General features: G+C 37.9%; 13 protein-coding genes. 6 read left to right on the forward strand and 7 right to left on the reverse strand.

The window, feature by feature from the left end; translation table 11 throughout:
* Positions 1-12 precede the first annotated feature (12 nt).
* Positions 13-3090 carry an efflux RND transporter permease subunit gene (locus AC07N0_RS22505; protein WP_494591097.1) on the forward strand — a complete coding sequence of 1026 codons (3078 nt, stop codon included), beginning with the start codon at positions 13-15 and terminating at the stop codon, positions 3088-3090.
* A gap of 216 nt (positions 3091-3306) precedes the next feature.
* Here AC07N0_RS22505 and AC07N0_RS22510 read toward each other — a convergent pair whose 3' ends face one another.
* The 5 genes from AC07N0_RS22510 to AC07N0_RS22530 all read right to left on the reverse strand — a co-directional run bounded on the left by AC07N0_RS22510 (position 3307) and on the right by AC07N0_RS22530 (position 8178).
* Positions 3307-4203, reverse strand: coding sequence for an RsmD family RNA methyltransferase (locus AC07N0_RS22510; protein ID WP_494591098.1), 897 nt, complete (start codon positions 4201-4203; stop codon positions 3307-3309).
* 267 nt (positions 4204-4470) lie between these two features.
* The gene (locus AC07N0_RS22515; RefSeq protein ID WP_492799555.1) at positions 4471-6072 is read right to left on the reverse strand and encodes a hypothetical protein; all 1602 of its coding nucleotides are present in this window, start codon (positions 6070-6072) and stop codon (positions 4471-4473) included.
* 27 nt (positions 6073-6099) lie between these two features.
* Positions 6100-6507 carry an EVE domain-containing protein gene (locus AC07N0_RS22520; RefSeq protein WP_309922730.1) on the reverse strand — a complete coding sequence of 136 codons (408 nt, stop codon included), beginning with the start codon at positions 6505-6507 and terminating at the stop codon, positions 6100-6102.
* 318 nt (positions 6508-6825) lie between these two features.
* Complete coding sequence (menB, locus tag AC07N0_RS22525) at positions 6826-7638, reverse strand: 1,4-dihydroxy-2-naphthoyl-CoA synthase (RefSeq protein WP_323250144.1); 813 nt, start codon at positions 7636-7638, stop codon at positions 6826-6828.
* A gap of 78 nt (positions 7639-7716) precedes the next feature.
* Positions 7717-8178, reverse strand: coding sequence for a DUF2452 domain-containing protein (locus AC07N0_RS22530; protein WP_309922736.1), 462 nt, complete (start codon positions 8176-8178; stop codon positions 7717-7719).
* A 401-nt stretch (positions 8179-8579) separates the two neighbouring features.
* On the opposite strand from AC07N0_RS22530, the gene AC07N0_RS22535 reads away from it, so the two are divergent.
* The 5 genes from AC07N0_RS22535 to AC07N0_RS22555 all read left to right on the forward strand — a co-directional run bounded on the left by AC07N0_RS22535 (position 8580) and on the right by AC07N0_RS22555 (position 15412).
* A complete protein-coding gene (locus tag AC07N0_RS22535) occupies positions 8580-9062 on the forward strand; it encodes a QcrA and Rieske domain-containing protein (protein ID WP_492799557.1) in 483 nt (160 codons plus the stop codon).
* Between the two features lie 82 nt (positions 9063-9144).
* Positions 9145-10197 carry an AMP-binding protein gene (locus AC07N0_RS22540; protein WP_494591099.1) on the forward strand — a complete coding sequence of 351 codons (1053 nt, stop codon included), beginning with the start codon at positions 9145-9147 and terminating at the stop codon, positions 10195-10197.
* Between the two features lie 127 nt (positions 10198-10324).
* Positions 10325-11092 carry a hypothetical protein gene (locus tag AC07N0_RS22545; protein WP_494591100.1) on the forward strand — a complete coding sequence of 256 codons (768 nt, stop codon included), beginning with the start codon at positions 10325-10327 and terminating at the stop codon, positions 11090-11092.
* Positions 11093-11344: 252 nt separating this feature from the next.
* Entirely contained in the window at positions 11345-14269 is a 2925-nt protein-coding gene (locus AC07N0_RS22550; protein WP_494591101.1) for a hypothetical protein, read from the forward strand.
* Between the two features lie 57 nt (positions 14270-14326).
* Entirely contained in the window at positions 14327-15412 is a 1086-nt protein-coding gene (locus tag AC07N0_RS22555) for a sensor histidine kinase (RefSeq protein WP_492799561.1), read from the forward strand.
* 294 nt (positions 15413-15706) lie between these two features.
* Here AC07N0_RS22555 and AC07N0_RS22560 read toward each other — a convergent pair whose 3' ends face one another.
* A complete protein-coding gene (locus AC07N0_RS22560; RefSeq protein WP_492799562.1) occupies positions 15707-17074 on the reverse strand; it encodes a HAMP domain-containing sensor histidine kinase in 1368 nt (455 codons plus the stop codon).
* A 3-nt stretch (positions 17075-17077) separates the two neighbouring features.
* Positions 17078-17770 (reverse strand): response regulator transcription factor, encoded by a 693-nt coding sequence (locus AC07N0_RS22565; RefSeq protein WP_494591102.1) that lies wholly within the window; start codon positions 17768-17770, stop codon positions 17078-17080.
* Between the last annotated feature and the right edge of the window lie 72 nt (positions 17771-17842).

A 17842-nucleotide genomic window follows, 5' to 3' on the forward strand; every position in this document is an offset into this window, starting at 1 on the left:
GGATACGATACCATGAAAACATTATTGGCTTTATCGCTTAAATTCAAATTTGCCGTGTTTTTTTTCACGGCTGTCATTGTGGTTGGTGGTATTTTTAGTTTTTTGAATACCCCAATTGATGCCTTTCCCGATGTTACCAATACGCAAGTAACGATTATTACGCAATGGCCGGGACGAAGTGCGGAAGAAATAGAAAAGTTTGTGACTGCCCCGCTTGAGATTTCGATGAATGGGGTGCAGAAAAAAACCACTGTGCGGTCTACTACCCTCTTTGGTTTATCGGTGGTTGTGGTGATGTTTGATGATGGTGTAGATAACAATTTTGCCCGTATTCAAATCAACAATGCCTTGCAGGGACTAAGTTTGCCCGATGACGTTGAACCAGAAATTCAACCACCGTATGGCCCAACGGGTGAGATTTTCAGGTACACGCTTGATTCAAAGTCGCTGAGTGCCAGAAAATTAAAGGAAATTCAAGATTGGGTAGTTGATAGAAACTTGAGGTCTGTGCCAGGTGTGGCGGATATTGTAAGCTTTGGGGGTGAAGTAAAAACGTATGAAATCAGTGTAAACCCAAATCTTTTACAGGCGTATAATATCACACCGTTGGATGTATTTCAGGCGGTACAGAAAAGTAATATCAACGTTGGAGGTGATGTAATCACGAAAAACAATCAGGCTTATGTAGTGCGTGGGATTGGTTTATTAGCCAATATTTCAGACATTGAAAATATCTTGGTTGAAAACATTGACGGCGTTCCCGTATATGTAAAAACGGTGGCTACCGTTAGCGAATCGGCTTTGCCGAAACTTGGGCAAGTAGGTCGAGGCAACAACAACGACGCCGTTGAGGGTATCGTGGTAATGCGTAAAGGCGAAGACCCTTCGGCAGTAATCAAGAGTTTGAACGAAAAAGTAGAAGAGTTGAATACCAAAATTCTTCCTGTTGATATTAATATCAAGGCGTTTTATAATCGCCAAACGTTGTTAGATTTTTGTATCGAAACGGTTTCGCATAACTTATTAGAAGGTATTGTATTGGTTACCTTGATGGTATTGATTTTCTTAGCCGATTGGCGTGCGTCTTTGATTGTAGCGATGATTATTCCGCTGGCGCTGCTCTTTGCTTTTACCTGTCTGAAGTTGATGGGTATGTCGGTAAACTTGCTTTCATTAGGGGCAGTCGATTTCGGGATTATCATTGATGGTACGGTGGTCGTCGTCGAAGGGTTGATTGTGGTACTTTCCCACAAAGCACACGAAGTGGGCATGGAGCGTTTTAATAAGTTAGCCAAGCTTTCTTTGATAAAACGTACAGGTACGTCGATGGGGAAAGCCATCTTTACGTCTAAAGTAATCATTTTGGTAGCCCTTTTACCGATTTTCGCTTTCCAGAAAGTAGAAGGTAAAATGTTTACGCCTTTGGCTTGGACGTTAGGTGCAGCCCTGTTAGGAGCATTGATATTTACGCTGACGCTTGTGCCCGTGATGGTGAGTATTTTGATGGATAAGAACGTTAAGGAAAAATCAAATTTCTTTGTAGATGGTGTCTTGAAATATTCGATGATGTTGTTCAACTATTGCTTTTCGCATAAGAAAGGTACTTTTATCACTACTGCTATCATTACCGTTGTTGGATTATGGACATTGACAATTCATGGTACAGAATTCCTTCCTCAACTCAACGAAGGCTCAATTTATGTAAGGGCGACGATGCCACGGAGTATTAGTTTGAACGAGTCGGTACGGTATGCCAATGATATGCGAAAGGTATTTGAGAGCTTCCCAGAGGTGCGTCAGGTAATGTCACAAGCTGGGCGACCAAATGATGGTACTGACCCTACGGGTTTTTATAACGTAGAATTTCACGTTGATATTTATCCGCAAAAAGAATGGAAGAGTCATTTAACCAAGGCACAATTGATTGAGCAAATGCAAAAGAAATTGGATGTGTTTCAAGGAGTAAGCCTTGGTTTCTCACAACCCATTATGGATAACGTTGAGGAGGCCGTATCGGGGGTGAAAGGTTCTATTGCAGTAAAAATTTACGGGCAAGACTTTGAGTTTCTAGAAAAACAAGCTGAGAAAGTAAATGATGTATTGAAGAAGATTGATGGTATAGAAGATTTGGGCATCATCAAAAACTTGGGACAGCCAGAGCTTCGTATTGAGCTTGACCAACAAAAAATGGACTTATACGGTGTACAGGCGGCAGATGCTGAGGCCGTGGTATCCATGGCGATTGGTGGGCAAACGGCTAGCCAGTTGTTTGAAGGTGAGCGTAAGTTTGATATTCGTATCCGTTTCCAATCAGAATACCGCAAGTCAGAAGCTGAAATTGGAGATTTGATGGTTCCGACGATGAACGGCACAAAAATTCCTATCAAGGAAATCGCCGTGATTCGTACCTTGACAGGTCCAAGTTTGATTTTCAGAGAAGACACCAAGCGTTTTATCGCCGTTAAATTCTCGGTACGTGGTCGTGACATGGGTAGCACCATTGAAGAAGCTCAAACAGAGGTAAACAAGGTGATTCATGCGTTGCCGAAGGGCTACGAAATGAAATGGAAGGGTGATTTTGAAAACCAACAAAGAGCGTCTAAACGCTTGGCGCAGGTAGTGCCGATTTCGATGATTACCATTTTCTTTATCTTGTATCTGATGTTTGGTAGCTTGAAAGATGCTGGCTTGGTGTTTACCAATGTGCCTTTTGCCATTATTGGGGGGTCGTTGGCACTGTTGGTAACGGGGACGAACTTTAGTATTTCGGCAGGTATTGGGTTTATTGCATTGTTCGGGATTTGTATTCAGAATGGAGTAATTATGATTGAGGTATTCAAAGATAACCTCCATCGAAAGCTATCCTTGCATGAGTCTGTTTTACAGGGAGTTCAGTCGCGGGTGCGTCCTGTAATGATGACGGCATTGATGGGTATATTCGGGATGTTGCCAGCGGCAGTTTCGTCAGGCATTGGCTCGGAGTCACAAAAACCATTGGCGATTGTCGTAATCGGTGGGTTGGTTGGTGCTACGGTACTGACATTATTCATTTTCCCACTGTTTTACGAAAGAGTCTATCGTAATAAATAACAGGGCTTGCATAATCATTGGTGGTTAGTTGTTTGTACAATATTATTTTTTCATAAATTATTGTTTTTTCTGCAAATTAAATTTTGAAAAACGATAATAATGTAACTACTTTTGTACCAAACAATTAACCACTAATAATTTATACATACCCATGAAAAAAGTGTACTATTTCGTGCTTTTTTTAGTTTTCTTAAAAGCTATTGAAGTGTTGGCCCACTAAACACTCGCAAATCTGTAAAATACTCCAAGAGGTAGTTTCTTTTTGAAGTCATCTAGTAAATAAAGCTCTCCGAACTCATGATTTTGGGTTTGGCTGAAAGAACATTTTACTAAATTTTCAACGATTAACGAAGAGAAGCCCATTGAGTACATATTCAAGATTAAGAAGTAATTTTCTTTGTCTAGGATTTGTGCTACCGTTTTGAGTAGTTCATTTATTTGCTCTTCCAGAATCCATTTTTCACCATCGGGGCCACGGCCATACGCTGGGGGGTCTAGTATTATCCCTTGGTAAACGTTGCCACGCTTGGCTTCGCGTTTTACAAACTTCAAAGCATCTTCTACTACCCAACGAATATTTTCAAGATTGCTCGCTTCCATATTCTCCCTCGACCATGAAATTACCTGTTTGATAGAATCAACGTGGGTGATATCCGCACCAGCCTGTTTGGCAGCAATAGATGCTCCGCCCGTATAAGCGAACAGGTTCAATACTTTAGGATTTTTGACAGGAAGTTTTTTTACTTTATCCACGATAAATTCCCAATTGGAGGCTTGTTCTGGAAAAATCCCGACGTGTTTGAATGACGAAAGGGCTAATTTAAAATTCAAATCCAAGGCATTGGTTTTATAAGGCATAAACCAACGTTCTTCTACGCCTTTTTTTACAATCCACTCTCCTTTTTCCTGCGAACCTTTATCTTTTTTAAAAGTGGCGTGTGCGCTCCTCTCCCATTCTGAATCGGGCATAGACTTATCCCAAGCGGCTTGTGGCTCTGGTCGACGAAGGATATATTTCCCAAATTTTTCTAATTTCTCGAAACCACCAGAATCAATCAGTTGATATTCTTTCCAGTTTTGGGGCGTTTCAAGTTTAATAATCTCTTGTTGCATAAATTGTGCTGTCTATGGAATCTATATTGATTTTGTCATCAACAAAAAAAGCGGTATCCCAAATAAGAATGTCGCTAGATATTATTCTGTAAAACCTCATCCCCCAGCCCCTGTGCGGGCCACCCTTCTCCTACAGAGAAGGGGAGCAGACCTTAGTGCTTAAAGCTCCCCTCTCTGAAGGAGAGGGGTTGGGGGTGAGGTTAATAATGTCTAGCGGACTCTTATTTTGAAATACCGCTGCAAGTTAATCAAAAGCCTTTATTTGAACTAAAATGAAATCTTATTCATATAAAATACATTTCTTCGTCCGCCTTCGCTATCATTCGTAATACGCTGATAACCAGAGGCAATGAAGTAGTTTTTATACCAATAGTCGATTGCATCAGAAGTAGTCTGTTTTACTTTATCTCCTTCCATTTGCGTACCTATTTTCGAGCTTTGGGTATCTTCAAGAATGGTATCGCCTTTGATGATTTTAGTAAAAATTTGTCCTTTATTGCTGTACGAAAGCGTAATTTCGTCTCCTTTTATCGAAGCTTTTACTTTTTCGCTTAGTTTTTGCTCTTTCACATCTTTCATTTCGATGCTGTTATCCCATAGCAAATTACCTTTTTCATCAAACGCCGCTACGATAGCATGGGTATAAATCCAGCCATCAAATGTTTGTTGATTGCCATAATACCTATTTCCCCATCCCCACGGGCTATAATACGAGCTGAAAGGTGAATACAAACCATAATAGCCATATCCCCAACGATAAGGGTTATAAAAAGAGCTATACGGGCTACCCATACCATTATACATCCCGAAAGGGTTGTAATTATTATAACGATAGTCGGCATAAAATGCTTCGGCTACCATGATGTATTTATCATCCTGTTTGATAATATCATGTACCAACAAACGGTAGTCTAAGCGTAAATCTTCTCCTTTGTTTTTCTTGTCCTGAATCTTTTTCTCTTGCTTTTCCTTTTGGCGGTCGCCCATGAAGTTAAAGAAGTTTTTAAATTCAGTAAAGCTGTGGAATTTCAAATCGGTGATTTCACTGTCGGTCAATTTTGAGAAATAAATACCTTGCGAGGTTGGCCCACGCGACGAGCCTATCGAGCTTTTATGTCCATACGTTCCGAACATTACTTCTGTTGAATCAGAGACAAGGTTTAGCTTGCCATTCATCATGGCAAATTCGTTATCTGGGTTCATCACTACTTGTGATATTTGCTTGCCGTCTTCGTCAAATGATTTCACGACCAACTGATAGTTTTTTCCACGAGTACCCACAGCATACGTTACATTGACGATAGCGGTGCTAGTATCCAATTCCATCGATTGTATCTCTGCCTGACTTTTCAAGGCACTTGGCAATACCTTTGTTTTGCGTTCTACCAGATTGGTGAATAGAATAACAGGTTGGTTATTAACCATTCCTGCAATAAAAATTGAAGAGTTTACAGCCTGAAAATCTGACACTTCCATCCTATCTACCGACATTATCTGGTACTTTTCGATAAAGCCCGGACCAATATTTACTTTTACTACCTCGTACACATTACTTCTATAGCGGCTAAAAAGTAAGTATAGGCTTTTGCCGTCATAGCAATGTTTTACATAATCTAAGTTCCCGTCAATTGTTCCGTTAATAGACCATACCTGATCCAAGTTGGTGTCGAACCTAGAAAGCACAAAATTAGTTTTATTCACCTGAGATAGTACCAAAACCCCTTGTTCGTTGATGGGAATGGTAAAAAGCTCAGAATTGCTTGATGGTAACGGAATTTCAACTCTTTTTAAGCTCTGCGCCTGAGCGAATTGAATAGTGGTAATCATCAATACAAAAAAAGCAACACTTTTAAAAAAGACGGTTTTCATATTTTTAAATTAATTATTTGAGCTTGTTTACTCATGAGCAAGGCCAAGAATGATGTCAAATTCTTCGGGCTTAATATGCGTAACTGAAAGCCTTGATTGTTTGATTAGTGATAAATCCTTGAGTCGTTCATCAGATTTCATTTGTTTTAATGTAACTGTTTTAGGCAGTTTTTCAACAGGGACAAGGTCAACTACCACCCAGTTTTTATCTTCGGTCGTAGGGTCTTGATAAGCCTCTTTTACTACTTTGGCAATACCGACTACTTCCATTCCTTCATTTGAATGATAGAAAAGCACGAGGTCATTTACTTGCATCGCTCTTAAATTATTGCGTGCTTGAAAATTTCGGACGCCATCCCACATCCCTGTGCCTTGTTTAACGAAATCATCCCAAGAATATTTGAAAGGTTCTGATTTTACGAGCCAATAATTCATAATTGTATGGTATTTTTTTGGTTTTTTGTGTTGATTGAAATTACTCTTTTTTAAAATAATTATTACTATGCTGTATATATATAAATTCATTTAGATTATTCCCCTCAAAACAATGTCACCTTCTTCATTTAAGACCTTACTTTTCTTTCCTTGATGAAAGAAAAGTAACAAAAGAAAATCAAGAAATTCCGAAACTCGCTCCGCTCAAACAGCGGAATTTCAGAAAATGCTGACGCCTCTCTAATCTAAAGAATTTATAAATTAAGTTTTAAATTAAAATAAAAATTCCGAAAGCTTAGGGGCTTTCGGAATTTATTATCATGGGAACTTTGGAAACTTACTAAAGTCTGGTTTGCGTTTTTCTAAGAAAGCATTTTTACCTTCCTTCGCCTCATCCGATAGGTAATAAAGTAGCGTGGCATTGCCTGCTAATTCTTGAATACCTGCTTGTCCGTCTAATTCAGCATTGAATGATGATTTCAGCATTCTTAGTGCTAATGGACTTTTTTCTAAAATCTTCTTACACCACGCTACCGTTGTTTCTTCTAGTTGTTCCAATGGTACAACCTTGTTGACAAGACCCATATCCAATGCTTCTTGGGCATTGTATTGGTCGCACAAAAACCAAATTTCACGTGCTTTCTTTTGACCTACTACTCTAGCTAAATAAGATGCCCCGAAGCCACCATCAAACGAACCTACATTAGGCCCTGTTTGTCCGAAACGAGCGTTCTCAGCGGCAATCGACAAATCGCATACTACGTGCAAAACGTGTCCGCCACCGATAGCCCAACCCGCTACCATCGCCACTACAGGCTTAGGAATAGAACGAATCTGTCTTTGTAAATCTAATACATTTAGTCTTGGTACGGTATCGTCACCGATATATCCTCCGTGTCCACGTACAGATTGGTCACCACCAGAACAAAATGCTTTTCCACCCTCACCTGTCAAAATAATTACGCCAATTTCTTCTGTATCACGACAAATGTTCATGGCATCAATCATTTCTTTTACCGTTAAGGGCGTAAAAGCATTGTGCACTTGCGGACGATTGATTGAGATTTTGGCGATTCCTTCATGAAAAGTAAATAAAATCTCTTTGTATTCTTTAAGGGTTTCCCACTGCATATTATTATAATATTAAAATGTTTAATCTATTGGAAAGTAAATGAACCCAAAATTAATCACTCCTTTACAAAGCTCCAATTATTCTTTGTTAAGCTCTTCGTTATAATGCACATCCCACGTATGGTCGGCGAGTAATAAGCACTTTGCCAAGTACCGACTATATTTAAAAGAACGCCCCCATTCGTTGGGTGCTATCAACGATAGTAAATCTGTTCCATTCTCTTTCTCGTACATATAATAGGTTTCGTTAATAATTGGTTCAAAGCCGATAGCAGCATCATAAATTCGTTCGGATATTTCCTTACGTTGTGCCAATAGCTTTGCCTGACGTGCCAGTGTCTCCATCTGTTCGTACAACTGATTCATCTGTCTATCAGTCTGTTGACGCATCGCCAGCACCGACCGCCCTTTAGTTTTACCCAAATCCTCAGGTTTGATAACGGCACTTCCTGTGGTGTGTGCATAAGGAAGTAACCCAGGGTTTTCAGCTACTTTATCTTTATTGATAGGGTTTAAAAATTTATCTTCAGATTCTGCCATGACTTTGTATTAATTTATTGAATGATAATTGTTCAGAACAAGCGGTTCTACTTGTTTTAATAAAATTTGATAATGTTACTACATCAAAGAAATTGTCAAATTATCTAGCAAAACTAATAAATATGGATAATATAATTATTGTATATTATTAATACAGATAATAAATCTATAAAATATAAAAAATACAGATTATTCAATTAAATGTTTTACAAAAACGATTGTCAAAAAGACATTTTTCCTACAAAATAAAGACATATTAAGCCTAATAATGAATACTAAAGGATGATTTTTCTGAATCATGCACTTTGTTAATTAATATAACCAACGCAACTCTATCAAAGTTTTTGGCGTATTGGCAATAACCAAATCTTACTCAATTTAATTTTAAAAATCATCATCTTATGGAACGTAAAGAATTTTTATCGCTCGTCGGAGTGAGTGTCGGTGCTATAATTTTACAAAACTGTTTGACAAGTTGCAAAAACGAGTCGACCCCTACTCCTGCTAATAATGGAGGGAATAATGGCGGAGGAACTACTACTGGCATAACAGGCAACAACTTAAAAGCCAATGGAACAATCGATTTTACGATAGATTTAACAAATGCAAACTTTGCTGATTTAAAGACAAATGGCAAAGCGTTAGTGAGCGGTGATGTAATTGTAGCACGTACAAAAACTGGCACGTATATTGCTGTAGCTAAGGCATGTACGCATGAAGGAACGACAGTAAGTTTTGAACCAGATAACAACCGTTTTAATTGTCCGAATCATGGATCAAACTTTGATTTGACAGGAAAAGTAATAAATGGGCCAGCCGTCAGCCCTCTCTCACAATTCGCCGCCGTATTTGATAGTGCCAAAAACACGATAAAGGTTTCTTAGAAAATCAATTGTGTTTTTACTTAGAACACTCCTCAAAAATGCTATCTTTAGCGTTTTTAGGAGTGTTTCTATTTTCCATCCCATGATCATTGAAAATTATAATCATTTACCGAACGCCGATTCGGAATATGACAAAAAAGTAATAGCGTTTTGTAAAAAATGGTTGAGCCAAGAGCAAACATTTATGTTAAAGACATCTGGCTCAACAGGCGAACCCAAGCCCATTACCCTTACTAGAGCACAAATGGAGGCGAGTGCGGTGCTCACTGGAAAAACTTTTGGTTTAACAAAAGGCGATGTAGCCTTGGTTTGTTTGAATATCGATTATATTGCAGGTACGATGATGTTGGTGCGAGGCATGGTATTGGGCTTAAAACTGATTATTGTTCCGCCTAGTAATAATCCCCTTGGTACTGTCCCAAAGGAGGCTATTGATTTTGTTGCTTTTGTGCCTTTGCAATTACAAAGCATTTTGGAAAGCCAACATCAAAAGCAGATAGATACATTGAACAACATGAAGGCTATCATCGTGGGCGGAGCCGCTACGAATAATCAATTGGCTGAACAAATTCAACAATTATCAGTTCCTGTGTATAGTACCTATGGCATGACGGAGACGGTCTCGCACATTGCCATTAAAAAGCTGAATGGAAGCAATAGGGATGCACATTTTTGTGTATTAGAAGGTGTAAAGATTGGTACCGATGAGCGAAGCTGTTTGAACATCATGGCGGCAGCTACTAATTTTGAATTGATACAAACCAACGATTTGGTGGAAATCTTACCCGATAATCAGTTTAAACTGACGGGGAGATACGATAATATTATTAATAGCGGTGGCGTAAAAATTCAATTAGAAAAAGTAGAAAATATCTTTGAGCCTTATTTAAAGCCCTTGCATATCAACCGCCTTTTTGCTTTTGGTATTCCTGACGATAGACTTGGGCAAAAGCTAATTCTAGTCGTTGAAACTGATGACTTGAGCGACGATATTAAACGGACGTTGCTTGAAAAAGTGAAAAATGATTTAGATACTTATCAGGTTCCTAAAAATATTTTTACGATTTTTAGTTTTTCGGAAACACCTACGGGAAAAATTGATAAAAAAGCCACCATAAAAAGATTAAATTTGTAAAAAACATTGATGACGAAGTAATGAGGCAATAGTAAACGACCTAATAAAAAGAGGAGTGTATTTATTTTAAATATATTAATCGCTTAATCACTCATTCATTAAATCACTCAATTACTTAATAAAAAGCATGAAAGTAGATAAATTATCACAATTAGAAATCAAATTCGAGACGGCAGATATTTTGCCTCCTCCTTTCTCTCATCAGATTCTCCTGACTTTAGATTTTAAGGAAAACTTTATTGATACCAAATTTGAAATTGCCTATACTTATCGAGACGAATTGAGCGACGAGGAGATTTTGGAAGAAGGATTTACAGGCAATGAAGATTTGGCATGGGCTGGCGAGTTATCTAAAGCATGGGAAGCGCCTATTTTAAACCTCCTTAGCAAAACTCCTGAAAAATTCAACACCAAGGCGTTGGAGGAAGAACAGAATTTTCTGGAAATTACCATCAATCAAAAGGCAAAGGGTAATCCTATTAATCACGATGCTTGGGAATATTTATTACAAGAGCTTACGCAGGCGGTATATGAAACCTACGGCAAAGAAGCGCCTTTTAAATTGATGTTCAAAAAGATAGAAAAAGATAAAAGTACTTCGGCTTTTGAATTGAACTTACATTATACCAACAGAACCGTAGAGGCGACAACAAGCGTTGCGGACGTGGTAGACCATAAAAAGATTTCGTGGGAAGAAGCCAGCGATTTGCTACAGCATATTTTTATCGGGGATTTTATTACCGATAAGGCAAGTAAAGCTGAACCTAAAACGGCAGGAAAGTTTCTTTCGATTGGTGATGGCTTCTGGTATGAATTTACAAAGAGCTTGAAAAATCCTAACGGGAACAAAGCTTATATTATAAATTTATATGAAAGGTTTGAGGAGTATTTGTAGGTGTGAATGATGAGTTGTGAGTTTTGAGAAGTTCGCAATATCATTTAAATAATTAACAAACAGACTATTATATATTCATTACTATTAGCGGGTGACTTAAGTCACCCGCTAATAGTAATGAATATGGTGTCGATGTTGAAGTTATATCTAACAAGCTAGGCATCAGCAATACGTTTCCTAAAAATACTCATGGCATGTCTTGAAGTCGTGATAAATTCCAACATTCCTAATCCATTTTACTGTGTAAAATCTATGAAAAGAGTACTCATTTTTTTATTTACCCTATTGGGTGGATGCCAAATTTTTGCTCAAGAAAACTCAGTTAATCTATCTCAAAATCCTGCCTCCTTAAAATGGTCGCAGATAAAAACACCGCACTTTCGCTTAATTTTCCCGACCAATATTCAGTCGCTAGGACAACGAACGGCTAATGTGTTAGAAACCGTTTATCAGCCCGTCAGTAACAGCTTAGGGCATAATCCGCGTCCGATTTCTATCCTACTTCAAAATCAAACGACTGTTTCCAATGGTTTTGTTTCGTTATTTCCACGTCGTTCAGAGTTTTATACTACTCCTCCGCAAGACTATACCCTGCTTGGCACAAACAATTGGCTAGATTTATTGGCAGTACACGAATTCAGACACGTAGTGCAGTACGATAAAGCCCTTACAGGTATTACCAAGCTAGTTTATACCATTTTTGGAAGTAATGGCTTAGGAATCATCAATTCATTGGCCGTGCCAAACTGGTTTGCAGAGGGCGATGCCGTGGGAACAGAATCAGCTTTAACGACTTCGGGCAGAGGAAAAATCCCCACTTTTGACATGGCTTTGCGAACACAATTGTTGACCAAAGGAGCTTATAGTTATTCAAAAGCAGTGGGCGGTTCGTATAAAAATTTTATTCCAAATCATTATGTTAATGGTTATTTGATGACTTCTTACATGAAGACCAAATATGGTGCCGATGCTTGGGATAAAATTTTGGAGAGAACTTATAGAATGCCTTTTTACCCCTTTTCTTTCTCTAATAATATTAAAAAAGTAACAGGTTTAACAACAGAACAGTTGTATACAAATGCCTTTGAGGATGCCAAACAGCGATGGCAAACACAGTTGAAAGACATGGAGGAAACGCCCGTTACTAGTCTTCAAACCAGTAAAAACAAGTTTTTTACCAATTATGAGTTTCCGCAGATACTACCAGATGGCAGGGTATTAGCCTTAAAATCGGGACTTTCAGATATTCAGCAGTTTGTTATTCTGGATAAACAAAATACGGAAGAAAAAGTAATTGAACTGGGTATTTTTAATAATGCGGGTATGCTGTCAGTGGCTGGGCCTAAAGTGGCGTGGGCGGAATTTAATTTTGATGTTCGTTGGGGACAGCGAGATTACTCGGTTATCAAAGTGTATGACTTTAATACGGAAACCACCAAAAAGATAACCCATAAAACCAAATTTGCAGCCCCAGCCCTATCAAATGATGCCAGCAAGATAGTCGTCGTGGAAAGTACTCCTGAAAACAAGTATAGCTTAGTCGTATTGGAAACTGAAAGTGGTAGAGAAATAGCAAGGATTCCTAATCCAAACAATGCTTTTTATATCCACCCACGTTGGACGGAGAACAATGAAATATTGGCAGTAAAGCTACTGAATGGCAAGAAAAATATTGTTAGCATCAACGCTGAAAGCTATGCTGAAAAAGAATTGTTTAGTCCTATTAATGAAAACATAGCGCATCCTGTCAAGTCGGGAGCCTATGTGTTGTTCAATTCTGGCGTAACGGGGATTGATAATATTTTTGCTTTTGACCTTACAACTAAAAAGCGTTATCAAGTAACTAATCGCAAATTTGGGGCTTTCAACCCTGCTTTTTCGGCTGATGGAAAGCTATTGTATTTCAATGATTTTACTGAAAATGGCAATAGAATTGTAGAAATGCCTTTTAGTCCCAATCAATTTTTAGCCTTTGATGAAACCCTCAACAAGCCCGTCAAGCTTTTTGGAGAATTATTGAGACAAGAAGCAGGAGAAAATTTGCTTAAAAGTGGAGGAAACGAGTCTTTTGAAACTAAACCATATAGCAAAGCCAACATCTTTAATATTTATAGTTGGGGAGCGGTCTTTAGCTCGAATAATAACAAACTGAATGTGGGAATTACCTCACAAGATTTATTAAGTACTACTGCCATCAGTACAGGGTATTCATACAATGCTAACGAGAAAACAGGACAGTTCTTTGCTGATTTGAGCTTTGAAGCATGGTATCCGAAAATAAATGTCAACTATACCAATGGGCAGCGACAAACCAATATTTATATTGATAGGGCCAATCCTTTGGATAGCCTACGGTCGGACAAGTGGAATCAACAGCAAATCATCGTTGGCGTGACTTTGCCGTTTAACTTTACTCGTTCAAAATATTATCAATCGTTAGAAGTTGGCGTAAATACCGCCATCACGCAGGTATCGGGCTATGATTTAAAAGACCGTTATCTTTCAGAAAGCTTTAATGGAACATTAAGTTCGATGATTTATACGTTTGCTTATAGCAGACAATTGAAAAGAGCGGTTAGAGATGTAGCACCACGTTGGGGACAAAGCATTAGCTTTTATACAAGGAATTTACCCTTTGGTGGTAGCTTACAAGGGGGCATTACCGTTGTACAAGGAAGTATATATATACCGGGATTTTTTCCACATCATAGCTTTCGTTTGAGAGCAGCGTTCCAAAATCAAGCTGGGTTTAAAAATGCCATTGGCGCTCCAAATAGTAATCTATATATTTTCTCAAGTCCTACCTTTTTCCCACGTGGTTATAGCTACAGAGCTTTTGAAGATTTAACGACTGGCTCGGTAGAATACAGACTACCTTTATTTGACCCTGACTGGAATTTAGGGAGATTGGTTTACCTAAAAAGATTGAAAGCTAATCTGTTTATGGATTTAGGAAAAGGTGAAACTAGTTATAATTGGACTGAAACACAAAATGGGCGGACAGTTACTTATAAAGGTGCGGATACTGGTAACTTCACCTCTATTGGTTTTGATTTCACTGCACAATTCCACGTCTTGCGTTTCTCTCAGCAATTTGAAGCTGGTTGCCGTGGAATTTATCTTCCTAATAAAGGACAATTTATCTTTCAACCTTTAGTAATTGATATTGGTTTTTAACAAAAAACTCTTTATGTTTGATTGATTATCAGTTTGTTCAACGATGTACATCTTAACATGAGTTTTTTCTCTTATAGAGTCTACTGGGTAATGCAAATTTCTTGGTGGCTTTTTACAACACTTGTTCTCAGACAACCTTTAACTAAATACTTTGAACAACCCATGCACCTGGGTTCCTACTTGAGCGTTAATTTCATCGTAGGAATTCTTTTTACGCACTTTTATTCAAAAATTTATTTAAAAAGAGAAAGAGAAAACGGACAAATGATTGTTTTTCCGTTGGTAGCCACTTTGCTATTAGGCCTATGCTTTTTTTTGATTGATTATTTTTTTGGTTTTCAACGGTATCGGAAACCGAGTTTGGGCATCGACCTTGAAGCTTATGATTATTATCAGTTTTACCTAGAATCTATCCGTTATGTAATTATCTGGTTTTTATTTTTTCATCTTTTCTTAAGCAATCGGAATGCGCAAAGAAAAGAATTGCAGTTGGCGAATGCTGAAATGTCGTTGAAAACTGCTGAACTTGAAAACCTTAAAAATCAACTCAATCCTCATTTTCTTTTTAATGCCATCAATAGCATTAAGGCCCTCACTATTTTTGACCCAGAACTTGCCCGACAAGCCTTGACTGAATTATCACAATTGCTCAGAACATCCCTGACGATGGGCAATCAGCAATTGGTATCGCTTGAGATGGAATTGATGTTGGTCAGAGATTATCTCTTTCTGGAAAAAATAAGGTACGAAAAAAGACTAGAATATTCTTTCGATATTAAACCCGAAACACTTAGCCTAAGTGTTCCTCCTATGTCGGTGCAGTTATTGGTAGAAAACGCCATTAAGCATGGCATTGGTAAAAATAAGTTGGGGGGTAAACTGATGATTGTATCTGATTACAAACAAAATATTTTCACGCTAAAAGTGATTAATACAGGGAAACTCATTAACAAAACCAGTGACGAAGGCGTGGGAATGAAGAATCTGCAAAAAAGGCTTTTTTTAAATTTCCAAGACAAGGCATCTTTTACATTGACAGAAGAAAATGATGCGGTCATCGCTAAAATTATGATTAAAGTGGAAGCAGTAGCAGTGGGTGGAAATTTTGCAGCATTAAAACAAAAATTAGCTTCAGAGAAGTAATTTTATCATAGTTGCCAAGAAAACAGAAGGCATGGTATGAGTTTAAAGAATCCTATTCCCCCATGATAAACAAACAAAAATCACCGCCAGCATGACTAACGGTGATTCGCTAACAGATCAAATTATTCTACTACGTTATAACAGTAATCCTTTCATCGACACTTTAATTTCTCCTGAGCTATCATTTCATTAATGTATCAATGGTCTAGTATGCTGCTCTTACATGACAAAGGTCTTGTTTTAACCTTAAGAATAGCTTAATCTAATATTAGAATTCCCTTAGAAAGGTAAAATTTAACAGTGCGGAATCTTCACAATAAACTCTGTGCCTAAGTTTAGTTTACTTTTTACTTGAATGATGCCCTTGTGAAGTTCAATGATGTGTTTGGCTACCGACAAACCAATGCCAAAGCCCTTAATATTGCTAGTGTTTCTAGCTCTGTAAAAAGGATTAAAAATGTAGGGTAAATCGCTTGTTGAAATGCCAATACCTTTGTCTTTTATTTTGATGATGCAATACTTTTTATCAAAACTCAACAAAATATTAGCTTGCTGATTGGAAGAATATTTACAGGCATTTTCTAGTAGATTCACAAAGAGGTTTTCTAACAATACTTCATTTCCATTGATTAAAGTAAGGTTATCTTCCTCGGGAATCATCTCAAAGCCGAAAATAATTTTATAATTATGATGACTGTTTTGCACAGCCTTTTGGGCATTTAATAATATTTCCTCTGTTCTCAACACTTCAAATACAAACTTTTCGCCTTCATCAATGGTTTTGGCTAACTGCAAAAGTCCGTTGGATAATTGAATCAACCTTTCGGTATCATTCAAAATATTCCTTAGCATCTGCTGGTATTCTTCCATAGAATGTTCCTCTTCCAGACCAACTTGTACTTCCGTTTTCAAGGCGGCCAATGGCGTTCTGAGTTCGTGCGAAGCCTGTGAAACAAACTGTTTTTGTTGGATAAAAGCCATTTCAAGTCTTTGAAGCATATCGTTAAAATTGACAGAAAGCTCGGCGATTTCATCCTTTCCATTCCCTTCGTCCAATCGTTTTTTTAGGTTATGTGCTGTAATTCTTGAAATCTCTTCATTAATCGATTGAATAGGCTTTAGTGCCTGACTGGCAAAAAATATCCCTAACACTATCGTAATCAAAATACCCGATAATAAACCAATCGCCAAGGTTTTAATCAGATTTTCCTTCTGCGAAATACCAATTTTATCCGTAGCCGAAGCTACTACTACAAATCTATCAAATTTGCCCGCAAACAACACCCCTACTACTTGTCGCTCTTCACTTTTAAAAGTCACCTTGCCTTCCTGTCTTATCTTTTCTAATAAACTATTGGAGATATAGTTAGCCCGATGTTCTACGTTTGAATACAGCAATTCATTTTTAAAATTAAAGACAAACACCTCTTCATCTGCTAGTCGCAATGAAGAATTTCTATCAATCAATTTCAATAATCTTGGGGTAAATTCCTGTACATCTACTAGCAAACGAGCCGTAGTATTTGAACGAGCCTGTAGGCGGTCATAGAAATTTTTTTGTTGTTGATTTTCAGCCCTTAGATAGACAATAGCAGAAAAAATTAGCAAGATAATCGCTACGATGATGGTAAACTGAATGGCTATTTTATACCTGATTTGCATGTATTACAAGGTTTTTAATACATATCCTAAGCCCGTTTTGGTATGAATAAGTTTGGGTTCAAACTCCCTATCAATTTTTTTGCGGAGGTAATTAATGTATACTTCTACGATATTGGTACTGGTATCAAAATTTAAGTCCCACACGTTTTCTACGATGTCCATTTTTGATAAAACTCGTCCTTTATTTCTAAGCATATATTCCAGTAGTTCAAACTCTCTGGCTGTTAGCTCAATGCTTTGTTCATCACGAGTGACGGTCTTACTCCTCAGATTCAAGGACAGATTGGCTTCTCGCAATATTTCTGTACTGACATCCTGTTGTTGATTAGCTCGCCTAATTAATGCCTGAATCCTAGCCATCAGCTCCCTGAATTCAAAAGGTTTTACCAAATAATCATCCGCACCTTGTTCTAAGCCCTTTACTTTATCATCCACCTCTCCCATCGCCGTCAGCATCAGGATGGGCGTTAGAATATTATTTTGTCGGATAATTTTACAAACTTCAAAACCATTCATTAGCGGTAAGTTCACATCCAACAAAATCAAATCGTAGGTATTATTTGTAGCCAAACTAGCTCCCATAAAACCATCATAGGCAGGTTCAACGATAAAGTCTTTCTTTTCTAGCCCATTTCTTACACTATCCGAAACCCTCTTATCGTCTTCTATGAGTAATATTTTTTTTCTGTTTTCCATAAAATCTGTAGGTCGAGTTTCCAATTTGAATCTATCATTTGTAGGTCGAGTTTTCAACTCGACTCATATTCT

This window comes from Arcicella sp. GW821-FHT09D11 (assembly GCF_059416265.1).